Source organism: Serratia oryzae (assembly GCF_001976145.1).
Lineage (GTDB): Bacteria > Pseudomonadota > Gammaproteobacteria > Enterobacterales > Enterobacteriaceae > Chania > Chania oryzae.
Map to the genome: position 1 here is coordinate 1 of NZ_MOXD01000013.1, position 23,465 is coordinate 23,465.

The window sequence follows — 23,465 nt, forward strand, 5'->3', positions numbered from 1 at the left end:
TCCGTGACCAGGCCAACCAGAAACAAGATGTGGCTGAACTCAGCAGAGATACCGAGAACGCCAACGGCAGTATCGGGCCAATTTTTGACAAAGAGAAAGAACAGAATCGGCTTAAGCAGGCGCAACTCATCGGTGAAATCGGTGGTCAGGCGATGGATATCATCCGGACGCAGGGAGATATCAACGGGCTTGAGGCGGCACTGAAGGCCAATCCGAAGCTGAAGGGTGATACCGAAGCGCTGCGCAATACCGATGCCTATAAAGCAGAGATGCAGAAATACGGCACGGGGAGTGACTTGCAGAAAGCAGCACAAGCCGTCACAGCAGCATTGCAGGGCTTGGCCGGTGGCAATATGGCGGCGGCGATTGCCGGTGGGTTAAGCCCGTATGCGGCAGAGCAAATCAAGGCGTACACCAAAGGTAACGACACGGCCAACGTGTTGGCGCATGCGGTATGGGGCGCGATAGCGGCAGAAATGAGCGGCAACTCGGCGGTGGCTGGAGCAGCGGGTGCAGCCGGTGGCGAACTGGCGGCGCGTTATCTGGCGGGGCAGTTGTACGGTGCAGACACTGATGAGAAAATCGCCAAGCTGAGTGAAGAGCAGAAGCAGAATATCAGTGCATTAGCAACGTTGGCGGCAGGGTTGGCCGGGGGCGTGACCGGTGATAGCAGTGCTAATGCTCTGGCGGGAGCACAGGCGGGTAAGAACGCGGTGGAGAATAACTATCTCAACGCCAGCGATAAGATCCGCCAACAGCAACTGGAAACCAAACTGGCCAATGGCACGATTACCGACAGTGAAGTGAAAGATCTGGCTAACCTGACACAAAAGGATCTTACCAGTGACGCGAATCTGAAGGATGCCTGTGCTAATGGAGCCAGTGCGGGATGTATTCATGAACTGAAGCTGGCACAGGCAGCTAAAGAAAGCTATCAGGGTTATGCGGAATACCAGACCTATTACGACTTACGCGACCAGTTCCCGGAGGAAATGGCGAAATTCGGTGATTTAATAGGGGACTACTCGCGTGATCTGCTCAAGCTGGTAGATCAGGGTTATACGCCTGAACAGGCCAAGGCCAAGATGTCTCAGGATGCGGCCTACTCTGCAAAATATCAGCAAGCTTTGGAGGATGTTCCCGGCTGGGCCAAGATAGCGATCACCATCCAGGATACGGTGGGGATAGTTTACGGTGCCAAGGCTGCTGGTGTCAGTCTGGAAAAATTGGTTGCGGATACAGGGAAGGTAACTAATTTAAGCCAAGCTAAAATAAATGAGATTGTTAGCATCCCTAAAGGACAAAGGCCTGATCCATCAACATACATGTCAAAGGCTCAAATAGAGGCGCATTTGGCTAAGTTTGATGATGGCGCTGTGAGGTTTACATCTAAAAGCGGTATTGATAAGCATACAACGTTTGGTCCCGATGGTGGTTTTGTTCTGCCAGCATCTGAATTCAATAAGATATTAAAAGAATCACAAGGTGATCTAAGAATTGTTGAGCAAAAATTAGGTTTAGACAAAGGTTATTTGAGTGGCTCAGATACGGTGGTTGTATATATCAAAAAAGAGGATTTTTCAGGATTAAAAATTCCATCAGGTAATGAAAGGGGAGCCAATAGCTATTGGTTGCCAGGCGGAAAGACCTCTGGGGGAGTATCAGAAGCAACAATGGACTTCTCTAAAATAAAAAATGGAACGATTATTGATCTGAACAAGATCCAAAATTAGCGATTAAGGCATAGTTTATGAGTGATAAAGTGAAAATTATCGGCACAGATTTTATGTTTGAAGGAACTCCTGTGATTTTGGGAGAGCCAAAGCTTGAAGAGGGTGAGTTTTCCACAGATCCAAGTTGGTGGAGAGTAAAAAAAGTTTCAGACAAATATGTCTTTTCTTGTCTTTCTGGGCGGTTACAAGGTGGAGAAATGACCACGGAAATTACGAAAGAAGAATATGATCAATTGGTTTGTGGAGAACTTACAGCAGATGCTGTTTGCTTGAAGTATAACATAGGCTGATAACAATACTATTTGTAACACCCCGCCTTTGGCCGGGGTTCCTAGGTAATCCGTGTGCTTCCGGTGAACTCGTATTGACAGGTTTATGAGACCTGCATCTGGTTTACAGGAGGCAGGTCGTCAGGTGGTGAAGTGCTGAGTGTGGTGTCGGGGGGCTTTGGCCCAGGGGCTGAGTCCGTTGTCGCTGCCGTTGAAGCCATGTGGGACGCGGGCTCCCGATATTTACGGTGTCAGCGCCGCAAGTCCTTAGTGCGGGAAGTCACGGGATTGATCTTACCCACGTAATGTGGACACGGCTCTAAGCGAGGTTCTGGTTTTCAAATTGTTCCGGGCTGAGACCGCCGCAGGCACTGTGGCGACGCCAGCGATTGTAATCGCACTCAATATAGTTAAACACCGTCATCCGCATCATTTCACGGCTGCTAAAGCGCTCTCCGTGGATACATTCCACTTTCAGCGAGTGAAAGAAGCTTTCCACGCAGGCATTGTCATAACAACAGCCTCTAGCGCTCATGCTTCCACGTAGATTATGGCGTTTCAGCAAGGTCTGATAGTCCGATGAACAGTACTGGCAAGAAGCTGATATAGGACTAAATAATACGATGTCGAGAAGCAATCAACCGGGAGCAAGGTTATTGTACTCAAATGATGGCTTGCTATATATCACAACAGATCACTATGAGACTGCGACCTCAATAGGTAAATGGAAGTGAATATGAATGAAGTAATTTTAGACGGAGCGAGTATAAAAACTGAGCCTGACTTCCATAAGATTATGTCCACGTTATTAGATTTTGGTCCTTATTATGGGAAAAATCTTGATGCTCTCAGGGATCGCCTAAGTAATGACGTAGAAAGGCCAGTAACGATAATTTGGTTAAACTCCGAGCAATCAAGAAGCTGTCTTGGTGAATGTTTTGATAAAATTGTTCAAATCTTTGAGCAAACAAAACAGCAAGATATACAGTTTAACTGGGATGAGAAGTTTGACTATATCTTGAAATAATAAAGATCCCGCCCTCGTGGCGGGATCTTTGCTTTTTATGCTTTGAAAACATCCACTTCCCGCCGCTGCAACCGAAGCATACCGTGCGCAATGATGAGTTCCAGTTGTTCCGCATCGGTAATGCCGGACTCGGTGAGCCAGTCGCCGCCGATAATCAACTCACCGTTATCTCTCACCCAATCCGCACCCAGATCCAGGCGGTCTTGGCTGGCCTTACATAGTGCTTCCCAGGTGGCTTCGTCGGTGACGACGGTGATCCAGAGTGTATGATGCTGGAGCGTCAGTTGTAACGGGGGCCGGGTTCGGCCTGCCGCCGCGGAGAAAACCCGGAAAAGCGGTAATGGCAGCGGCTGACGCCGCTGCTATGATGTGGGTGCAGTTGCTCTTTAACAGGTTGGGGAAAATGGCGTCACGGGCGTAAAAGTCGCGTCGGGGCAAAAAGTTGGCGGTGTGAAAATGCACTGGCGAAAAGTTGTTGTAACTGGCTGACTGTACAGGGGAAACGTGAGTTAACCTGGGGATCGAACGTCGGACTGCTTATTAAGGAAAAAGAACAAAACCGGCTGAAAGAAGCACAGTTGATCGGTGAAATCGGCAGTCAGGCGGCGGATATTGCACGAACGCAGGGGGATATCAACGGGCTCAAAGCCGCGAAAGAGAAGTACCCGGATAAGACAGCCGAGCAACTGCGTGAAACCCAAGCCTATAAAGATGCCATGAAGCAGTACGGCACCGGCAGCTCACTACAGCAGGGTATTCAAGCGGCAACGGCGGCCATTCAGGGACTGGCCGGTGGTGATATGGCTAAAGCCTTGGCGGGAGCCAGTGCGCCGTATCTGGCGGAAGTCATTCACAATATGACCACTGATCCAGCCACCCAGAAAGTGAACACCGAAGCCAACCTGATGGCGCACGCTGTATTGGGTGCGGTGACGGCTGCGGTGAATGGCAACAGTGCATTGGCAGGTGCCAGCGGCGCAGTGATGGGGGAATTTATCGCCCAGCAGATGTACCCCGGTATTAAGCGTGATGATCTGACGGAAGAACAGCGGCAGACCATCAGCGCTCTTGGCACCTTGGCGGCGGGGCTAGTTGGTGGCGTAGTGGGTGACTGCACGGCGAACGCCGTAGCGGGAGGACAGGCCGGGAAGAACGCTCTCGAAAACAATAACCTTTTAGTGCCGAACGATTTTGGTAAAGGCATGGCGGATTACGGGCAAGCAGCTGCGTCGTGGAATCAATATGCGGAAGATAACAGCCTGTCTCCAGAGCAGAAACAAGCCGGGTTAGATAAATTGGCAAAAGGAGATATGCCGGAAGGGCAAGATATCGCTAAAGTGATCGTCGATGGTTATGTGGATGGGGTGTTGATTGCAGGTGCGTGGTATCTAGGACCAGCAGCAGGGATAGGCAAAGTGGCTGCGGGTTCGACCATAGCCAGTATTGTCAATGGCACCTATCAGTGGTACGACTTGAATCAGCCGGGCAATGAAAATAAGACCTGGGACTATAAAGGTAGTATTGGCGCAACTGTCACAGGTGGTCTTGCTCCTGGGCGGGGAATTTGGGCGAATACCGGGATAGCAATGGGCGGGTCAGTATTTAGTGATGGGCCAAATGTGGGAGCACAACTAAGTTCTGGAGCTGGTGCATTTTTGGGCGGAGGATTTGGAGAGTTGGCTCCTATCACTCTGAAACCTATTTTTGGTAATTCGTCTGGTTTTGTTGGTGACGTTGGTGGAGCCTTTTTGTCCGAGGTAATTAGTAACGGAATGAAAAACTATAAAAGCAGTGATGAGAAAAAGGATGAGAAAAAATGAAAAAGAAAATAACGCTCCCTCTATTAATTTTGGGGGTTATTTACTGTTTTGTTTGTTTTTTCATTCTTGGAGTAGTGATTCAATGTGGAATTGTTTTCATGCATGAAGGACATTTCCTTATTGGTAGGAAAAAACTGATTGATACTTTAGTATTGAGTGGGATCGCTGGTTCTGCTGCCGGTATAGGCTCTTGGATTTTTGCAAAGATTGATGAATATAAAGCCCGAAAAAAACCTCCCACTGATCTTAATTAAGTAAAACCAACCCCGGCCATTTAAGCCGGGGTTGTGTAATGTTACGGTGATATGGTAATCGAATTGGTTGTTCGTGGGTGCTATCATCATGATGTCATCGAATAGCTGAACTACCTTGAGCTGTACCTTAACCAGTTGATGTTCAAATTTGGGGTGGCATTTTAGCAAAAAATAAGATAAGTCGTTACCACTTTAAGTAATGAGGTTACCATGTAGCCTCCAGTAAACTAATGGATAGATATACAAATGGAAAAAGTTTCTCCTTTACCAAAACTCCTTGAACGCTCAATAAAAAATGCTTGGCAGGCCGCATCGTTGTCTGCCGTTTTAACGCTCATATTCGCCATTTACCCTTGGTTTGATGGATTAAAGGGACTTGCCTCTTTCTATAATCTACCATACGTGCTCATTAGTTCCGGATTGGCCTACGGTATTTATCGTAGAAGTAGAGTTTGTGCAATCTTGATGCTGCTTGTTTTTATTGCTACGAAAGTTTCAGCACAAGGTCCTCAGACCAACGGTACTATAATGATGACTATGTTTCTTCTTTTTTTCTCAAGTGGTGTTGCTGGGACATTCCTTTATCACCGTTATCAGAGGTTGAATCACTTTAGCAAAAGAAATTTTTATATCATTACAATTATCAGTCTTGTGTTTTCACTTGCATTGTTGTTTTCAGCATCGTGGGGGCTTAATTATCTGGCGAAAAATAATGAGTCATCTGTATGGAACGATCTTGAAAATAAAATAAATTCGGCTAAAGAAAAACAGCCGTTACCTTTACGTATAGACTACTATACTGTGTTACAAGACTATTATGTTTATCAGAAGACGTTGACGTATAAATATTCAGTTGAGAATATTGAACTTAGTGAAATAAAATCATCAGAGCTGTACAAGAAGAATCTTGATGCATTTCAAGCGTTTTGCAATGAACCTATATTAGTTCTCTACGATTTGCATGTTGACTATGTGTATATTAAAGGATTTGATGAAAAAATTTATAGCTACAATGCCAAGGATTGTAAAAAATAAAATATAAAATTAATAGTCGTTAGTGGCAACAGTGAACGCTCTCAGTTTTGGTAAGACAACAAGTAGTGTCGTTCAAAAATCACTTAAGATGTAAGGGCGAGAGAATTTCGAATGGGTTTTGAAAAATAAATATATTTATGAGGTTAGCTGATATGTCGCTTAGTATCGATGAAATTCAGAAAAAAGTTGACGGGATGATTTTACGAGCTGGTCTCCCAAGATATTCGGTTAATCTTTGCACCGCACCTATTGGTGATGGTACTCCATATATTACATTTGAAAATAATGTGTATAATTATATTTATTCAGAAAGAGGCTATGAATTTTCGAGAAAGGTTACCAGCTCTTTAGATGAGCTACTTTATTGGATTATGTCAGAGTTGGCTTATAAAATAGTATTCCAATATGAACTAGAACACAGGGTGAAAGGCAAAGATGGACGACGCATCGCTTTTCCAAAATTTATTGAATTAATGGTGAATATGAATCCTGTATGGGGAGCAGAAGCACGATATGAAATTCAAAAAACTCTGACTGAATCACCCTACGACGATAGCCTCCATCTATAATGACAACCTGAACAACCTTGGCTGCGTATTCCGCTCTGATCGATCATGTTTTCGCGTGGAACATCGATCAGCGATTCGCAACCGATCGATCATCCAGGGAACTTAACTTTTCTACTGTAATGGTGCGGTGAACTCACATTGACGCAACTCACCGGTTCTGCATCACATAGAACCAGTCAGTCGGTGAAGGTATTATCCGGGAAGGGTAACAGTTCGTGTACCGTGCAGGTTTCCCGCCACCGTTCATGCCAAAACATCGTTTCAGGCCATTACCTGACGCATTAATCTGTGTAGAATCAGAGCTAATCTATTTTGCTGAGTGATCTGCTATGGCTGGCGTAAACAAAACGCATCTGACTGAAACGGACATCATCACCAAATTTATCCTTCCTGCGGTTAAGGATGCAGGCTGGGATGATTTGGCGCAGATTCGCCAGGAAGTGAAACTGCGTGATGGCAAGATTGTGGTCCGTGGCAAACTGGCCTCACGTATCAAAGTAAAATCTGCCGATATCGTGCTGTACCATAAGCCGAACTTGCCATTGGCAGTTATCGAAGCCAAAGCCAATAAGCACGCCATCAGTAAGGGGATGCAGCAGGGGCTGGATTATGCCAATCTGCTTGATGTGCCCTTTGTGTTTGCCTCCAACGGTGATGGGTTTGTTTTCCACGATAAAACCAATCCGCAGCAGCTCGAATGCGAAATTGCCCTCAGCGACTTCCCAACGCCTGAACAGCTCTGGCAAAAATACTGTGTCTGGAAAGGATTTACTCAGGAGCAGTTACCGGTTATCAGCCAGGATTATTACGATGACGGTAGCGGTAAATCACCCCGTTACTATCAGATGCAGGCGATCAACCGAACGGTAGATGCTGTGTCGGCAGGAAAGAATCGCATTCTGCTGGTCATGGCCACGGGTACAGGAAAAACCTATACCGCGTTCCAGATCATCTGGCGGCTGTGGAAAGCCAAAAATAAAAAACGCATCCTGTTCCTCGCGGACCGCAATATTCTGGTCGATCAGACTAAAAACAACGACTTCCAACCTTTCGGCACCGCGATGAACAAAGTCACCGGACGCACCATTGATCCGGCTTATGAGATACATCTGGCGCTGTATCAAGCGATTACCGGATCGGAAGAACATCAGAAAGCCTATAAGCAGGTGGCTCCTGACTTCTTTGACCTGATTGTGATTGACGAATGTCACCGTGGCAGTGCGTCCGAAGATTCTACCTGGCGGGAAATACTGGAATATTTCAGTAGTGCTACTCAGGTTGGTCTGACGGCAACGCCAAGAGAAACAGAAGATATCTCCAATACCGACTACTTTGGTGAGCCGGTTTACACCTATTCGCTGAAAGAGGGGATTGAAGATGGTTTCCTGGCGCCTTACAAAGTCGTACGTGTCGATATTGATGTAGATGTACAGGGCTGGCGGCCCGTTAAAGGCCAACTGGATAAATACGGCAAAGAGATTGAAGACCGTATCTACAACCTGAAAGATTTTGATCGCAACTTGATAATTGATGAACGCACCATGCTGGTTGCACAGACCATTACCGACTACCTGAAACGTACCAACCCGATGGATAAGACCATCGTTTTCTGCAACAACGTTGATCACGCAGAACGAATGCGCCATGCGCTGGTGGTACTTAACCCCGAACAGGTGTTGAAGAACGAAAAATACGTGATGAAAATCACCGGCGACGATGATATTGGCAAGGCGCAACTGGATAATTTTATCAATCCTAAAAAAGCTTACCCAGTTATCGCGACGACCTCCGAACTCATGACCACCGGTGTTGATGCTCAGACTTGCAAGCTAGTGGTGCTGGATCAAAACATTCAATCGATGACCAAGTTTAAACAGATCATCGGGCGCGGTACGCGTATCAACGAAAAGCACGGCAAGCTGTGGTTCACCATTCTCGATTTCAAAAAAGCGACCGAGTTGTTTGCCGACCCACGCTTTGACGGTGTGCCAGAAAAAGTGCTGGTGGTAAAACCCAGCGATATTTCCGACCAAGATTCAGACTTCAATGAACAACTGGATGCGGAAGAGAATGCGGATGATGGCGATAATATCAGCAGTGAAGCGAGAGAAGACGCCGCTGACTATCAGGTCAACCATGATAAAAACTCAGGAAACAGCGAGTTCCATGACGATGACGAAGGCAAAGTTCACAAATACTATGTCAATGGCGTAGACGTAAAAGTGCTGGCTAAGCGCGTCCAGTATTACGATTCTGATGGCAAACTGGTGACCGAATCCTTTCAGGATTACACCCGCAAAACGCTGCTCAAAGACAGTGAGTACGCCTCGCTGGATGGCTTCGTGCGCAAATGGCAGGATGCGCCACGTAAACAGGTCATCATTGAAGAGCTGGAGCAACTGGGCATTCTGTGGGATGCGCTGGCGGAAGAGGTAGGTAAAGATCTCGATCCGTTTGATCTGCTTTGCCACGTGGTGTACGGTCAGCCGCCGTTAACCCGTCAGGAGCGCGCAGCCAATGTGCGCAAACGTAACTACTTCACCAAATACGCTGAACCGGCTCAGCAAGTGTTAAGCACCTTGTTAGATAAATACGCCGACGAAGGGGTACGGGAAATCGAAGACGTCCAAGTACTCAAACTGAAGCCGTTCGACACGCTGGGTCGTCCAATAGAAATCATCAAAACCCGCTTTGGTGACAAAAAGGCCTATGAGAAAGCCGTCAACGAACTGGAGAACGAAATCTACCAGCTACCTCCGCGCTTAGCCTGATAGCCTATGAACATATTGCCACTGGCCGCCGATGCGGCCGGTGGCATCCTTTTTAAGTATGGAAATAAAACATGTCAATTAGCTCAATCATTAAATCCCTTCAGGACATTATGCGTAAAGACGCCGGGGTGGACGGCGACGCCCAGCGCTTGGGGCAACTCTCATGGCTGCTGTTTCTGAAGATTTTTGATACCCAGGAAGAAGAGCTGGAATTGGAGCAGGATGACTACCAGTTTCCGATCCCACAACGCTATTTATGGCGAAGCTGGGCGGCAAACAGCGAAGGTATTACCGGTGATGCGTTGCTGGAATTTGTGAACGACGATCTGTTCCCGACGCTGAAAAACCTCACTGCATCAATTGATAAAAACCCGCGCGGCTTTGTGGTCAAACAGGCATTCAGCGATGCCTACAACTACATGAAAAACGGCACCTTGCTGCGCCAGGTAATCAACAAGCTTAACGAAGTCGACTTCAGCAGCAGCCAGGAGCGCCATCTGTTTGGCGACATCTACGAACAGATCCTGCGCGACCTGCAAAGCGCCGGTAATGCAGGTGAGTTCTATACCCCGCGTGCGGTAACGCGTTTTATGGTCAACCGCATTGACCCGAAGCTGGGCGAGTCGATTATGGATCCGGCGTGCGGCACCGGGGGGTTCCTCGCCTGCGCGTTCGACCATGTTAAAGAGCATTACGTCAACACCACCGAAGACCATAAAACGCTGCAAAAACAGATCTATGGCGTAGAGAAAAAGCAGCTTCCGCACTTGCTGTGTACCACCAATATGCTGCTGCACGGTATCGAAGTGCCGGTGCAAATTCGCCATGACAACACGCTGAATAAGCCGCTTTCCTCGTGGGATGAGCAGGTTGATGTGATTGTTACCAACCCACCGTTTGGCGGCACCGAAGAAGACGGCATTGAGAAAAACTTCCCGGCAGAGATGCAGACCCGTGAAACTGCCGATCTGTTCCTGCAACTGATTATCGAAGTGCTGGCAGACAAAGGCCGCGCGGCGGTGGTGTTGCCGGACGGCACGCTGTTTGGTGAAGGCGTAAAAACTAAAATTAAAAAGCTGCTCACCGAAGAATGCAACCTGCACACCATTGTGCGGTTACCGAACGGTGTGTTTAACCCCTACACCGGTATTAAAACCAATATTCTGTTCTTCACCAAAGGTCAGCCGACTAAACAGGTATGGTTCTATGAGCACCCGTACCCGGACGGCGTAAAGAACTACAGCAAAACCAAACCGATGAAGTTTGAAGAATTCCAGGCGGAAATCGATTGGTGGGGCAATGAAGCCGACGGCTTTGCCAGCCGTGAAGAGAACAATCTGGCGTGGAAAGTCAGCATCGACGATATCATCGCCCGCAACTTTAACCTCGATATCAAGAACCCGTACCAGGGCGAAACCATCAGCCACGATCCTGACGAATTACTGGCACAGTACCAGACGCAGCAGGCTGAAATCAGCGAATTGCGTAACCAGCTACGTGACATTCTTGGTGCGGCGCTGGCAAGCAACAAGGGGGCGCACTGATGACCGTTGAGAAGCTGATCACCGACCATATCGATATCTGGTCCTCTGCGCTGCAAACCCGCTCCACGGCCGGGCGTGGCAGTAACGGCAAAATCGACCTCTACGGCATTAAAAAACTGCGCGAGCTGATTCTGGAGCTGGCGGTGCGCGGCAAACTGGTGCCCCAGGATCCGAATGATGAACCGGCGTCTGAGTTACTAAAGCGTATTGCTGCCGAGAAAGCGGAGCTGGTAAAGCAAGGGAAAATTAAAAAGCAGAAGCCGCTGCCGGAAATTAACGAGGATGAAAAGCCGTTTGAATTGCCGGAGGGGTGGGATGTAATACGTTTGGGAGAAATAGCTACAAAAATCGGTTCAGGAAGTACCCCTAGAGGAGGACAAAGTACCTATGTTTCTTCTGGAGTCACTTTTTTACGCTCTCAGAATATTTGGAATGATGGGCTAAAGTTGGATGATGTAGTATTTATTACGTCTGAGGTTCATTCTCAAATGGATGGCTCTCAGGTTGAAGCGTTCGATATATTGTTAAATATCACTGGTGCATCTTTAGGACGCTGTGCCATTTACCCAAATAACGTTGGTGAAGCGAATGTTAATCAACACGTGACAATTATTAGGTTAATTGAAAAAGAAATGATTAGTTTTCTTCATTTAGCCATTACATCCCCTGTAATACAAAAATTAATATGGGGACGTCAAGTGGGAATGGCAATCGAAGGTCTTAGTAAAAAAACCCTTGAGCTTTTTGAAATTCCAGTTCCACCATTATTAGAACAATTAAGAATTGTTAATAAAGCACGTGACTTAATGTTCCTCTGCGACCAACTGGAACAACAATCACTAACCAGTTTGGACGCACACCAGCAACTGGTAGAAACCCTGCTGGCAACGCTGACCGATAGCCAAAGTGCCGAAGAACTCGCCGACAACTGGGCGCGAATTAGCCAGCATTTCGACACACTGTTTACCACCGAAGCCAGTATCGACGCGCTTAAGCAAACCATTCTGCAACTGGCCGTGATGGGTAAACTGGTGCCACAAGATCCTAACGACGAACCGGCTTCTGAACTGCTTAAACGTATTGAGCAGGAAAAAGCGCAACTGGTGAAAGAAGGAAAAATTAAAAAACAAAAACCGTTGCCGCCAGTGAGTGATGAGGAAAAACCGTTTGAGTTGCCGGAGGGGTGGGAGTGGTGCAAGTTACAAAACATCACGTCAAAAATAACTGATGGTGATCATAAAACCCCACCGAGAATCAATAACGGTTATAAATTATTGTCGGCTAAAAATGTTCGAGATGGATATCTTGATTACGATAACTGCGACTATATTTCTGAAGAGGATTATCTTAAATCAAGAGAGCGATGTCTTCCTGAGATTGGTGATCTTCTAATTGTATCTGTTGGCGGAACAATTGGCCGTAGTTCTTTAATAAAAGAGAGTGCTAACTTTGCATTAGTAAGAAGTGTGGCAATTATAAAACCATTGTTGTTTAATTCTGACTATCTTAAGTTTTCAATGGACTCATTTTTATTGCAGAAAATCATCAATGAAACTAAACGAGGGGGAGCACAACCTTGTTTGTATCTTTCGGAAATATCAAATTTTCTTTTCCCTATGCCTCCAGAGAAGGAACAAAAGCGAATTGTTTCAAAAATAGAACACCTTTCGTCAATTTGCGATCGTCTCAAATCCCGCCTGCAATCCGCCCAGCAAACCCAGCTCCACCTAGCGGATGCGCTCACTGACGCAGCATTAAACTAAGGAACAGACGATGCCGGTTCATCATGCAATCTGGCGGGTTGGGGAGAATCCCCAACCGCTAACTATCAGCAAACTCGCCAGCGAGCAACTGCTGGAGAAGATGATTTTAAACGACCCGACTATCCTCTCCGATCAGTGGATGATTATCGGCCATCAGGAAAATACCCTCGATAAGGGGCGTATCGATCTGCTGGCGATTGCGCCGGATGCCTCACTGATCCTGATTGAGCTTAAACGCGACCGCACGCCGCGCGAGGTGGTCGCGCAGGCGCTGGATTACGCCTCGTGGGTAGATGACTTAACCGCCGATCGCCTGTCGCAGATTTACGAAAAATTCTCCGGTGGTGGCAATCTGGGTGAGGCATTTAAACAGCGCTTTAATACCGAACTGGAAGAAGAGTCGCTCAACCAGTCGCATCAAATCATTATCGTGGCGGCGGAGCTGGATCCCTCCACCGAGCGTATCGTCGATTATCTGAGCAAGAACGGCATCTCGATTAACGTCCTGTTCTTTAAGGTATTCCAGCACGGGGATGAGCAATTCTTAAGCCGCGCCTGGCTGATCGACCCGAGTGAGACGCAAACCAATGCCGCACAGGCCACCGCAAGCACAAGCGCCAATGCAAAAGAACCCTGGAACGGTGAGTTTTATGTCTCGTTTGGCGACCCGCAAAGCCGCAATTGGGAAGAGGCTCGTCGCTACGATTTTATCAGCGCCGGTGGTGGTAGTTGGTACAGCCAAACGTTAAAACAACTTCAGCCTGGCGATCGTGTGTGGGTAAAAATCCCGGCAACGGGTTACGTCGGCGTCGGTATAGTGCAGAGCGCCGTTGAGCCTGCTAGTAGCTTCACCATTAACACCGAACAAGGGGAAAAGTTGGCGATGGAGGTGCTTAAGTACGGCGATCTGTATCAGCAGAATGCGGATGACCCCGATAAGTCGGAGTATTTTGTCTCGGTGAAATGGCTGGAAACCCGCAGTGAACAAGAAGCGGTTAACGAGGTCGGTTTCTTCGGCAACCAAAATACGGTCTGTAAGCCTACAACCCCGAAATGGCGGCACACTGTAGATAAATTAAAGCGTTATTTCGGAAATTGGAACACAGAATTGTAATGCCCTGGTGATGATTTTTTCCATATATACAAGAGACTGCATAAAAAATACACGCCCCAAGTAAGGTGAAAAAAAGAAAAGGAGAGATAAAGCTCAGCCCTTGACGGGCCGAGCACTTATTTCGTTGTATTTACACTTTCCAGGCTGTCGATATAGTTGGCATACCACTGCATCATCTCCCGCCTGCCGTCCAGATACTGCGCATGGTTGTAGGCTCCGCGAATCGCATTCTTATCCACATGGGCAAGCTGCGTCTCAATCCAAGCCGAGTTATAGCCCTTTTCATGTAAGATCGTGCTCATCGTGTGGCGAAAGCCGTGGCCCGTCAGCCTTCCCTTATACCCAAGCAGCTCAATCACCTGGTTAACGCTTTCCTTTGAAATCGGCTTCGTCCGGTCATTTCGCCCAATGAACACCAATGGATACGCACCCGTAATAGGTTTCAGTGACAAAAACAGATTCACCACCTGCTCAGACAACGGAACTATGTGGGGCCGCTTCATCTTCATCACTTCGGGGGGAATTTCCCAAAGCCTTTTCTCAAAGTCGATATCCTGCCAACGAGCAAAACGCAGCTCTTGGGTACGGACCGCTGTCAGCATAATGATTTGCGTTGCAGTTTTGGTGATGATGCTGCCGGTATAGCCTGCCAGATCTCGCAAAAAGTAAGGCAGTTCTTCAACGCTAAGAAAAGGGAAATGCACCTTTGTCGGTGTAGCCAATGCTGTCGCCAAATCAGGCGCGGGATTGTATTCAGCACGCCCGGTAACAATGGCATAGCGGAAAACCTCCCCACAGCGTTGCCGTACCTTACGCATTTTCTCCAGTGCCCCACGTTTTTCCATGCGTCGTAACGTTTCCAGCAACTCCATCGGCTTGATTTCCGCAATAGGTCGTTTGCCGATATACGGGAAAACGTCTTTCTCAAAGGTGTCGATGATTTCCTCACGGTAGCGTAACGACCAACGGTCGGCCTTATACTGATGCCACTCGCGTGCGATGGCTTCAAACGTGTTTGCGATAGAAAGCTTTTGCGACAACTTTTCAGCCTTCTTCACTTCACCGGGGTCACCACCAGAGGCTAACGTTTTGCGTGCTTCCTTTCTTTTTTCTCGCGCATCAGCAAGTGAAACATCAGGGTACACGCCGATAGAAAGCATCTTTTCTTTACCCGCAAAGCGATACTTCAAACGCCAGTACTTTGAACCATTAGGTTTGACCAGCAGATACATGCCACCGCCGTCAGCCAATTTGTAGGCTTTCTCCATCGGCTTGGCCGTTTTCACTTTTATGTCCGTTAGTGGCATAGCATCTCCATTGATAGATATGGGTAGTAGCCTCAAGCGAGGTACTACCAAACCAGATAAAAAGGGGTTAAAACAAGCCTGCGGGGGTGCCAGAAAATTACATACATTTTTGAACCCCCTTAGGCACCCCCGAATATCACTTGATGTGGGTTGAATTCTGTTGAATCTTGTAGACAGAGTTGTGGCTTAAAGCCAGTATACACGGGGTTTTAGTTGAATTCAGGAGAGTTTGAAAGGTATCGAATGGCGGAAGATCACAGGAGTCGAACCTGCCCAGGACCGCTGGCGGCCCCAACTGGATTTGAAGTCCAGCCGCCCCACCGGGGACGATGATCTTCCTCTAGAAAACGGAAGCAAGTGGCGGATTATAGCGCGAATCCCCCCTGGTGCTAAGCGCGAAATCGTGTTTCCGCGATCCTCTTCTTACACTTGGCCTCCCGGCCAAGATTTCCGCCGCTTATCTGCTAACCTGATAGGGCCCGGGTTATTCACCCGTCCATTGCTGGAGATGCTATGACCAAGAAAGTTGCCGTCCTGCTAAGCGAAGGATTTGAAGAGGCTGAGGCGGTTATTGTGATCGACGTATTGCGTCGTCTGAAGATTGATGTGGAACTGCTGTCCTGTCAGGATCGGCTGGAACTCCGCAGCTATAACAAGATGCGTATGTTCGCCGATGCTCTGTTGGAGCGCCGTATGGATGTCCTGTACGACGCCGTGGTAATCCCAGGTGGGCCGCAGGCAACTGCCAACATGGCGGATAATTCGATGGCCGTGGAGTTTATCCGCCGTCACGATGAGGCCGACAAGTTGATTTGCCCACAGTGTTCCGCTGCTGCTCGCGTGCTGGCCGTCAACCGGTTGCTGCAAGGGCGCCGTTATGTCTGCTCTGGTGAACTGCATCGCGAAGTGGCAGATGGCACCTATGTGGCAGAAAAAGTGGTTGAAGACGGTAACCTGATCAGTGGCAAAGGGCCGGGGGCTGCATTTGATTTTGCTTTCACCGTCGCCTATCGCCTCACCGGCGATTATGCCACCACGCAAGAGCAGGCTGAGCACATCTATCACGAAAACTGGCAAGTACCACAACAAGCAGTGCCTGCATAAACGCTGAACACTGCTGCTAACTGGGCGCGGCACAGCTAGCGCTTTCTGGCCTGACGCCGGGAGCGAGACTGTTACCGCGCTTTCTGTTGTTAAACCCTCAGTCATGCCTGCATATTCAGCAAAGTAAACGCGTCCCCCTACCGTATTGCCTATCGACGTTCGCAAACTGTTCACCTTCCCAATAAGCAGTTTTAAAGGTCTCAATACCCCACCTCCCCATAGCGATCGCGATGCTCTTTGGGCGTCATGTCATAGCCTTTCTTAAACACCGAATAGAAGTACTGTAGCGACGGGTAGCCGCACATCTGTGAGATCTCATTGATCGACAGCGACGTGGCGGTGAGCAGGTTGCGGGCGCGATCGAGCTTCTCTTCGTGGATCACGTTATGGATGGTCTGGCCGGTTTCGTCTTTAAAGCGTTTTTCCAGGTTGGAGCGGGACATGCCGATCGCGTCCAGCACCTGTTCCACCTTGATCCCTTTGCAGGCATGGTGGCGAATGTAATGCATGGCCTGAATCACCGCCGGATCGCGCAGCGAGCGGAAATCGGTCGAGCGGGGCTCAATCACCTTCACCGGCGGCACCAGAATGCGTTGCAGCGGCAACTCACGCCGATCGAGCAACTGGTGCAGCAGCTTGGCGGCACGATAGCCCATCTGGCGCGTGCCCTGCGCCACCGAGGATAATGCAACGCGCGAAAGATAGCGGGTTAACTCTTCGTTATCGATGCCGATCACGCACAGCTTTTCAGGCACCGGGATATCCAGGTGCTCGCACACCTGCAACAGGTGGCGCGCCCGCGCGTCGGTCACGGCAATAATTCCGGTCTGCTGCGGCAGCGTCTGTATCCAATCCGCCAGGCGGTTTTGCGCGTATTGCCAGTTTTCCGGCGCGGTGGCCATCCCTTGGTACACCACGCCCTGATACTGCTCCTCGGCCACCAGTTGGCGGAAGGCCTGCTCGCGCTCCTGCGCCCAACGTTTGCCGCCTTCCACCGGCAGGCCATAAAACGCAAAACGGTTCAGCCCCTTTTCCTTCAGATGCATAAACGCCGCTTCCACCAGCGCGTGGTTATCGGTGGCGATGTAATGCACCGGCGGGTAATCTTCTTCGCGGTGGTAGGAACCGCCGACGCCGACAATCGGTACGTTGACGTTATGCAGCAAGCGTTCAATGTCCCGATCGTCAAAATCGGCAATCACGCCATCGCCCAACCAGTCTTTGATGTTATCGATACGGCAGCGGAAGTCCTCTTCAATAAAGATATCCCAGTCACTCTGCGAAGCCTGCAGATACTCACCCACGCCTTCCACCACCTGGCGGTCATACACTTTATTGGCGTTGAACAGCAAGGTAATCCGGTAGCGTTTTTTGAACATGGGGGCCTCCTGAATAAAAACCGCTCTGTGGATTTTGCGTCGCCGCCAGGCTCCCCCATCAGCATGGTTACACCCGGCGCTTGGTGGCGGAATCCATCCACACCGCCAGCAGCAGAATCGCACCTTTGACGATGTACTGCCAGAAGGTCGGCACGTCCAGCATGCTCATGCCGTTATCCAGCGACGCCATGATAAACGCCCCCATCACCGCCCCGGCCACGCTGCCGACCCCGCCCGCCAGGCTGGTGCCGCCGATCACGCAGGCGGCGATGGCGTCCAGTTCGGCAATGTTCCCCGCCGAAGGTGAACCCGCCCCCAGGCGCGAACTGAGGATCAGCCCGGCAATCGCCACCATCAGGCCGTTGATGGCAAACACCGCCAGCTTGGTGCGCTCAACGTTCACCCCGGAAAGCCGCGCAGCGTCGATATTGCCGCCGATCGCATAGATACGGCGGCCAAAGGCAGTGCGCGTCGCCATAAAAATCCCCGCCAGCATCAGCGCGGTGAGGATCAATACCGGCGTCGGCACGCCACGGTAATCATTCAGCAGGTAGATGGCGCCCAGCACTAAAATCGCCAGAATGCTCTGCCGGGTCACATCCCCGCCCGGTGTCGCCACCGGCAAACCAAGCTGGGCGCGCCTGCTGCGCTGCCGCCACTGCCAGGCCACAAACAGCATCAGGCCAACGGCACCCATGCCAAAACCCAGCCCGTTCGGCAGGTAGCTCTGGCCAATCTGCGACATGGCGCTGCTGGTGGGTGACACCGTGGTGCCGTTGGTCATGCCGATCAGGATGCCGCGAAACGCCAGCATGCCCGCCAGCGTTACGATAAACGAAGGCACTTTGCGATACGCTACCCACCAGCCGTTCCAGGCCCCGAGCAGCAGCCCCGCCAGCAGCGTGACCACGATGGTCAGCGGCAGCGGCCAGCCGAGCCAGACGTCGAATATCGCCGCCGCGCCACCCAGCAAGCCCATCATCGAGCCCACGGAAAGGTCGATCTCCGCCGAAATAATCACGAACACCATGCCCACCGCCAGAATGCCGGTGATCGCCGTCTGGCGCAGCAGGTTGGAGATATTACGGGCGCTGAGATAGGCCCCTTCGGTGGTAAAGGTGAAGAACAGCATGATGACGACGATCGCCGCCAACATCACGAACACCTGCAGATTGACGGATTTTAGCCCCGGCAACGGCTTTTTCTGCACCACGGGCGGCAGGCTTACTTCAGATTGCGTGTTTTTCAACATGGGTTTCACTCCTCAATGCCGCTTCCATTACCTGTTCCTGGGTCAGACCACGGTTGATTAAATCGGCCTTGATGCGCCCCTGATGCATCACCAGCACCCGATCGCTCAGCCCCAGCACTTCCGGCAGTTCGGAAGACACCACAATCACCGCGATCCCTTGCTGCACCAGTTGGTTAATTAACTTGTAGATTTCATGTTTGGCACCGATATCGATCCCGCGCGTGGGTTCATCCAGGATCAGGATTTTCGGGTTCAGCAGCAGGCACTTCGCCAGAATCGCTTTCTGCTGGTTGCCGCCGCTCAACCGGCCAATCGCCAGCTCCGGCGAAGAGGTTTTCACCTTCAGGCGCGCCAGCGATTGCTGAATGGTCGCCTGTTCCTGCGCGCTATCCAGCACCGTCAGCGGGCCGCTGAAATCCCCCAGCGCCGCCAGCGTCATGTTCGAACCAACGCTCATTACCGGCACAATGCCGTCGCGCTTGCGGTCTTCCGGCACCATGGCGATGCCATACTGCATCGCTTGGCGGCAGGTGGTGATGGTGGCGGGCTGCCCGTCGATGCGGATGCTGCCCTGCCAGCGCCCCGGGTAAGCGCCGAACAGGCACTGCATGGTTTCGGTGCGCCCGGAACCCACCAGCCCGGCCACGCCGAGGATCTCGCCGCGCCGTAGCTGGAAGGAAACATCGTCCACCCGGCGAATATGCCGGTTAACCGGGTGCCAGGCGGTGAGGTTTTCCACCTGCAGGATCACCTCGCCGATAGCGTGCTGTTCCTGCGGATACAGCTCGGTCAGTTCACGCCCCACCATCATGGCGATAATGTCGTCTTCGCTCATACCCGCCGCTGGCCGGGTGCCGATGTGCTTGCCGTCGCGGATCACGCAGATCAGATCCGAGATCGCTTTCACCTCGTTCAGCTTGTGCGAAATGTAGATGCAGGCAATGCCGTGATCGCGCAGATCGGTGATGATCGCCAGCAGGGTGGCGGTTTCACTCTCCGTCAGTGAAGCGGTGGGTTCATCCAGCACCAGCAGGCGCACCTGCTTGTTTAACGCTTTGGCGATCTCCACCAGTTGCTGCTGGCCCAGCCCCAGTTCACCGACGCGAGTATGCGGATCCACCTCCAGTTTGACCTGCGCCAGCATGCGCTGGCAGCGCAGGTACATATTGTCGTAATCCATCAGCCCAAAGCGGCCCCACTCGTTGCCGAGAAACATGTTCTCCAGCACCGTCATCTGCTTCACCAGCGCCAGTTCCTGGTGAATAATCGCAATGCCTTTCTGTTCGGTATCGCGAATGGTTTTGGCCGTAATAAGGTCGCCAGAAAAATAGATCTCCCCCTGATAACTGCCGTGCGGATATATTCCGCACAGCACTTTCATCAGCGTTGATTTCCCTGAACCATTTTCACCGCACAAGGATAATACCTGCCCAGCCTCTAATTGCAGGCTGACATTATCCACGGCTTTTACTACGCCGAATTGTTTAGTGATATTTCTCATTTCTAACAGGCAGGGCATTATTCCCTCCAAAAAGCTTCGCGAGAATTAATTAAGATCGGATTTCTTATGGAAGCCATCGGCAATAATGGTGCTGTCGATATTCGATTTATCCACCTGAACCGGGGTTAATAACCAGGCAGAGACCTCTTTACTGCCGTTATTTAATTTGGCATTGGATTTTGGCTGTTCGCCTTTACCCAGCTGCACTGCAATATCTGCCGCTTCATCGGCCAATTTGCTGATCGGTTTATACACCGTCATGGTTTGGGTGCCCGCCACAATGCGTTTCACCGCCGCCAAGTCGGCATCCTGGCCGGAAATAGCTACTTTGCCCGCCAGCCCTTGCGCCGCCAGCGCCTGGATCGCCCCACCGGCGGTAGCATCGTTAGAAGCCACTACCGCATCGATATGGTTGTTATTGGCCGTGAGGGCGTTTTCCATAATCTTCAGCGCGTTTTCCGGCAGCCAGCCATCGGCCCACTGATCGCCCACCACTTTAATCTTGCCGCTGTTGATCAACGGCTGCAGCACGGTCATCTGCCCTTTGCGGAACAGCTTGGCGTTGTTGTCCACCGGTGAGCCGCCCATCAGGAAGTAATTACCCTGCGGCACACGCTCTACCAGGCTTTGCGCCTGCATTTCGCCCACTTTTTCGTTATCGAACGAGATGTAGAAATCAATGTCGGCGTTGTTGATCATGCGGTCATAGGCCAGCACCTTAATGCCTTCACGTTTCGCTTCGCTGATCACGTTGCTCAGCACCTGGCCGTTATAAGGAATAATCACCAGCACATCCACGCCGCGGTTGATCATATTTTCAATCTGCGCCATCTGGGTTTCTTCATTACCGTTGGCAGACTGCACAAACACGTTCGCCCCCAGCGATTCGGCTTTTTTCACAAAAATATCGCGATCTTTCTGCCAGCGCTCTAAACGCAGGTCGTCGATAGCCATACCGATTTTAATTTCTTTACTGAACCCTGATTGGCTGGCCAGCAGCAAAAGGGCGCAGGCGGAGAGGAGAATAGGTTTAATTTTCATCTTATAACCCTTTTCAGTGTAGTGTGTATGGGTAATATGAATCACGAAACGTCCAGCCGATTGTTGACACTTATTTTTCATTCGGCAATTGCAGATTTTTACCGGCGAATTACGATTTTTGGTTTAATGTTAATTTTATGATAGCGATCATGTTTTATAACCAGGCCGCTAATGAGGTTGAATAAACGCTAATATGAGATCCCGCGCACATTTAATAATTCTGTGAATTTAAGTGTGAAATAACGTAATTGAGCATCAGCCCGCTAACTCCGAAGATAAATCTAACCCACTATCCCCAGTTATTCAGGAGTTCGCTAATGCAATCCTATTTTGATCAGCTCGATCAGGTGCGCTACGAAGGCACCAGCAGCAATAATCCGCTGGCCTTCCGCCATTACAATCCCGATAAAATCATTCTTGGTAAACGGATGGCCGACCATCTGCGCTTTGCCGCCTGCTACTGGCATACCTTCTGCTGGAACGGTGCAGACATGTTTGGCGTGGGGGCGTTCGATCGCCCATGGCAGCAACCGGGCGATGCGCTGGCGCTGGCTAAACGCAAGGCCGACGTGGCCTTTGAGTTTTTCCACAAGCTGAACGTACCTTATTACTGCTTCCACGACATCGACGTTTCACCAGAAGGCGCAACGCTGAAAGAGTATCTGAACAATTTCGCTGCCATGACCGAGGTGTTGGCCGAGAAACAGCAGAGCAGCGGTGTGAAGCTGCTGTGGGGCACCGCCAACTGCTTTACCAATCCGCGCTATGCCGCCGGTGCCGCCACCAACCCGAACCCTGAAGTGTTCAGTTGGGCCGCCACCCAAGTGTTTACCGCCATGAACGCCACCCATCAGTTGGGCGGTGAAAACTATGTGCTGTGGGGCGGGCGCGAGGGTTATGAAACCCTGCTGAATACCGATCTGCGCCAGGAGCGCGAGCAGATTGGCCGCTTTATGCAGATGGTGGTGGAGCACAAGCACAAAATCGGTTTCCAGGGCACGCTGCTGATCGAACCTAAGCCGCAGGAACCCACCAAGCACCAGTACGATTACGACGTTGCCACCGTGTACGGCTTCCTCAAGCAGTTCGGGCTGGAAAAAGAGATCAAGGTGAATATCGAAGCCAACCACGCGACGCTGGCCGGGCATTCGTTCCATCACGAAATCGCCACCGCCATTGCGCTGGGCATCTTCGGTTCGGTCGATGCCAACCGTGGCGATCCGCAACTGGGCTGGGACACCGATCAGTTCCCGAACAGCGTGGAAGAGAACGCGCTGGTGATGTTCGAAATCCTCAAAGCGGGCGGCTTCACCACCGGCGGCCTGAACTTTGACGCCAAAGTGCGCCGCCAAAGCACCGATAAATATGACCTGTTCTACGGCCATATCGGCGCGATGGATACCATGGCACTGGCTCTAAAAGTGGCGGCGCGCATGATCGAGGATGGCAAGCTGCATCAGCAGGTGGCCAAGCGTTACGCCGGGTGGAACGGCGAGCTGGGCCAGCAAATCCTGCAAGGGAAGCTGTCGCTCGAAGCGCTGGCACAGTACGCTGAGCAGCAGGCTTTGGCTCCGCAACATGCGAGCGGGCATCAGGAGCATGTTGAAAATCTGGTTAACCGTTATCTATTTGGCTAACTCCGCCTCTGGCTCCTTTGGGGGAAAGTTGAGTGAGGGGTACATTGGCGAAGGCCCCTCACCCCGGCCCTCTCGCACAGGGAGAGGGGGCAATACGCCGAGCATTATGCTCGATTGAACAGCATCGCGGCTGCCTGCAAGTTTGCACAGTACGTCCCTTCTCCCTTAGGGAGAAGGCTAGGATGAGGGGATGTCGCTCGCCAATGCCCTCTCCCACACGGAGAGGGGGCGATACGCCGAGCATTATGCTCGATTGAACAGCATCGCGGCTGCCTGCAAGTTTGCACCGTACCTCCCTTCTCCCTTAGGGAGAAGGCTAGGATGAGGGGATGCCGCTCGCCAATG

19 protein-coding genes, 1 tRNA gene and 1 pseudogene are annotated in these 23,465 nt (G+C 50.6%); 13 read left to right on the forward strand and 8 right to left on the reverse strand.

Going from position 1 to position 23,465, the window contains the following annotated elements:
* Both BMI79_RS24425 and BMI79_RS19335 read left to right on the forward strand, forming a co-directional pair.
* Positions 1-1,733: VENN motif pre-toxin domain-containing protein (locus tag BMI79_RS24425; protein WP_167370528.1), on the forward strand; the 1,733-nt coding region annotated here is incomplete at its 5' end.
* Positions 1,734-1,750: 17 nt separating this feature from the next.
* Positions 1,751-2,023, forward strand: a complete 273-nt coding sequence (locus BMI79_RS19335) for a hypothetical protein (protein ID WP_076943737.1) — start codon at positions 1,751-1,753, stop codon at positions 2,021-2,023.
* A gap of 298 nt (positions 2,024-2,321) precedes the next feature.
* Here the strand turns inward: BMI79_RS19335 and BMI79_RS19340 are convergent.
* Positions 2,322-2,594: pseudogene (locus BMI79_RS19340) on the reverse strand (IS3 family transposase); the annotation flags it as partial.
* A gap of 144 nt (positions 2,595-2,738) precedes the next feature.
* Between BMI79_RS19340 and BMI79_RS19350 the strand changes: the two are divergent.
* On the forward strand, positions 2,739-3,029 hold the full coding sequence (locus BMI79_RS19350) for a barstar family protein (RefSeq protein WP_076943738.1): 291 nt from the start codon (positions 2,739-2,741) through the stop codon (positions 3,027-3,029).
* Between the two features lie 35 nt (positions 3,030-3,064).
* On the opposite strand, the gene BMI79_RS19355 is transcribed toward BMI79_RS19350, so the two are convergent.
* Entirely contained in the window at positions 3,065-3,376 is a 312-nt protein-coding gene (locus tag BMI79_RS19355; protein WP_076943739.1) for a hypothetical protein, read from the reverse strand.
* A gap of 231 nt (positions 3,377-3,607) precedes the next feature.
* On the opposite strand from BMI79_RS19355, the gene BMI79_RS24430 reads away from it, so the two are divergent.
* From BMI79_RS24430 to BMI79_RS19395, 8 genes are all read left to right on the forward strand, one after another.
* Positions 3,608-4,849, forward strand: a complete 1,242-nt coding sequence (locus BMI79_RS24430; RefSeq protein WP_076943741.1) for a VENN motif pre-toxin domain-containing protein — start codon at positions 3,608-3,610, stop codon at positions 4,847-4,849.
* Positions 4,846-5,103: a hypothetical protein gene (locus BMI79_RS19365; protein WP_076943742.1), complete on the forward strand. Its 258-nt coding sequence runs from the start codon at positions 4,846-4,848 to the stop codon at positions 5,101-5,103. Before BMI79_RS24430 ends, BMI79_RS19365 begins: the two co-directional genes overlap by 4 nt.
* 246 nt (positions 5,104-5,349) lie before the next feature.
* Positions 5,350-6,138 (forward strand): hypothetical protein, encoded by a 789-nt coding sequence (locus BMI79_RS19370; RefSeq protein WP_076943743.1) that lies wholly within the window; start codon positions 5,350-5,352, stop codon positions 6,136-6,138.
* Between the two features lie 152 nt (positions 6,139-6,290).
* Positions 6,291-6,707, forward strand: a complete 417-nt coding sequence (locus tag BMI79_RS19375) for an immunity 63 family protein (protein WP_076943745.1) — start codon at positions 6,291-6,293, stop codon at positions 6,705-6,707.
* A gap of 329 nt (positions 6,708-7,036) precedes the next feature.
* Positions 7,037-9,478 carry an EcoAI/FtnUII family type I restriction enzme subunit R gene (gene hsdR, locus BMI79_RS19380; protein WP_076943746.1) on the forward strand — a complete coding sequence of 814 codons (2,442 nt, stop codon included), beginning with the start codon at positions 7,037-7,039 and terminating at the stop codon, positions 9,476-9,478.
* 71 nt (positions 9,479-9,549) lie between these two features.
* Entirely contained in the window at positions 9,550-11,022 is a 1,473-nt protein-coding gene (locus BMI79_RS19385; RefSeq protein WP_076943748.1) for an N-6 DNA methylase, read from the forward strand.
* Positions 11,022-12,785 carry a restriction endonuclease subunit S gene (locus tag BMI79_RS19390; RefSeq protein WP_076943749.1) on the forward strand — a complete coding sequence of 588 codons (1,764 nt, stop codon included), beginning with the start codon at positions 11,022-11,024 and terminating at the stop codon, positions 12,783-12,785. The genes BMI79_RS19385 and BMI79_RS19390 overlap by 1 nt, the downstream gene beginning before the upstream one ends.
* A gap of 10 nt (positions 12,786-12,795) precedes the next feature.
* On the forward strand, positions 12,796-13,899 hold the full coding sequence (locus BMI79_RS19395) for a PDDEXK family nuclease (RefSeq protein ID WP_076943750.1): 1,104 nt from the start codon (positions 12,796-12,798) through the stop codon (positions 13,897-13,899).
* A 116-nt stretch (positions 13,900-14,015) separates the two neighbouring features.
* Here the strand turns inward: BMI79_RS19395 and BMI79_RS19400 are convergent, their stop codons facing one another.
* Positions 14,016-15,206 (reverse strand): tyrosine-type recombinase/integrase, encoded by a 1,191-nt coding sequence (locus tag BMI79_RS19400; protein WP_076943752.1) that lies wholly within the window; start codon positions 15,204-15,206, stop codon positions 14,016-14,018.
* A gap of 244 nt (positions 15,207-15,450) precedes the next feature.
* Positions 15,451-15,545 (reverse strand) — tRNA-Sec (locus BMI79_RS23835).
* A 174-nt stretch (positions 15,546-15,719) separates the two neighbouring features.
* Between BMI79_RS23835 and BMI79_RS19410 the strand changes: the two genes are divergently transcribed.
* Positions 15,720-16,310: a DJ-1/PfpI family protein gene (locus BMI79_RS19410; RefSeq protein WP_076943753.1), complete on the forward strand. Its 591-nt coding sequence runs from the start codon at positions 15,720-15,722 to the stop codon at positions 16,308-16,310.
* A gap of 200 nt (positions 16,311-16,510) precedes the next feature.
* Here the strand turns inward: BMI79_RS19410 and xylR are convergent, their stop codons facing one another.
* The 4 genes from xylR to xylF form a co-directional block, all read right to left on the reverse strand.
* On the reverse strand, positions 16,511-17,689 hold the full coding sequence (xylR, locus tag BMI79_RS19415; RefSeq protein ID WP_076943755.1) for a D-xylose utilization transcriptional activator XylR: 1,179 nt from the start codon (positions 17,687-17,689) through the stop codon (positions 16,511-16,513).
* Between the two features lie 67 nt (positions 17,690-17,756).
* Positions 17,757-18,941: a xylose ABC transporter permease XylH gene (gene xylH / locus BMI79_RS19420; protein WP_076943756.1), complete on the reverse strand. Its 1,185-nt coding sequence runs from the start codon at positions 18,939-18,941 to the stop codon at positions 17,757-17,759.
* On the reverse strand, positions 18,919-20,460 hold the full coding sequence (locus BMI79_RS19425) for a xylose ABC transporter ATP-binding protein (protein ID WP_076943757.1): 1,542 nt from the start codon (positions 20,458-20,460) through the stop codon (positions 18,919-18,921). Before BMI79_RS19425 ends, xylH begins: the two co-directional genes overlap by 23 nt.
* A 27-nt stretch (positions 20,461-20,487) precedes the next feature.
* Positions 20,488-21,483 carry a D-xylose ABC transporter substrate-binding protein gene (xylF, locus tag BMI79_RS19430; RefSeq protein WP_076943758.1) on the reverse strand — a complete coding sequence of 332 codons (996 nt, stop codon included), beginning with the start codon at positions 21,481-21,483 and terminating at the stop codon, positions 20,488-20,490.
* 317 nt (positions 21,484-21,800) lie between these two features.
* On the opposite strand from xylF, the gene xylA reads away from it, so the two are divergent.
* Positions 21,801-23,120 carry a xylose isomerase gene (gene xylA, locus BMI79_RS19435; RefSeq protein ID WP_076943760.1) on the forward strand — a complete coding sequence of 440 codons (1,320 nt, stop codon included), beginning with the start codon at positions 21,801-21,803 and terminating at the stop codon, positions 23,118-23,120.
* Positions 23,121-23,465: the final 345 nt, after the last annotated feature.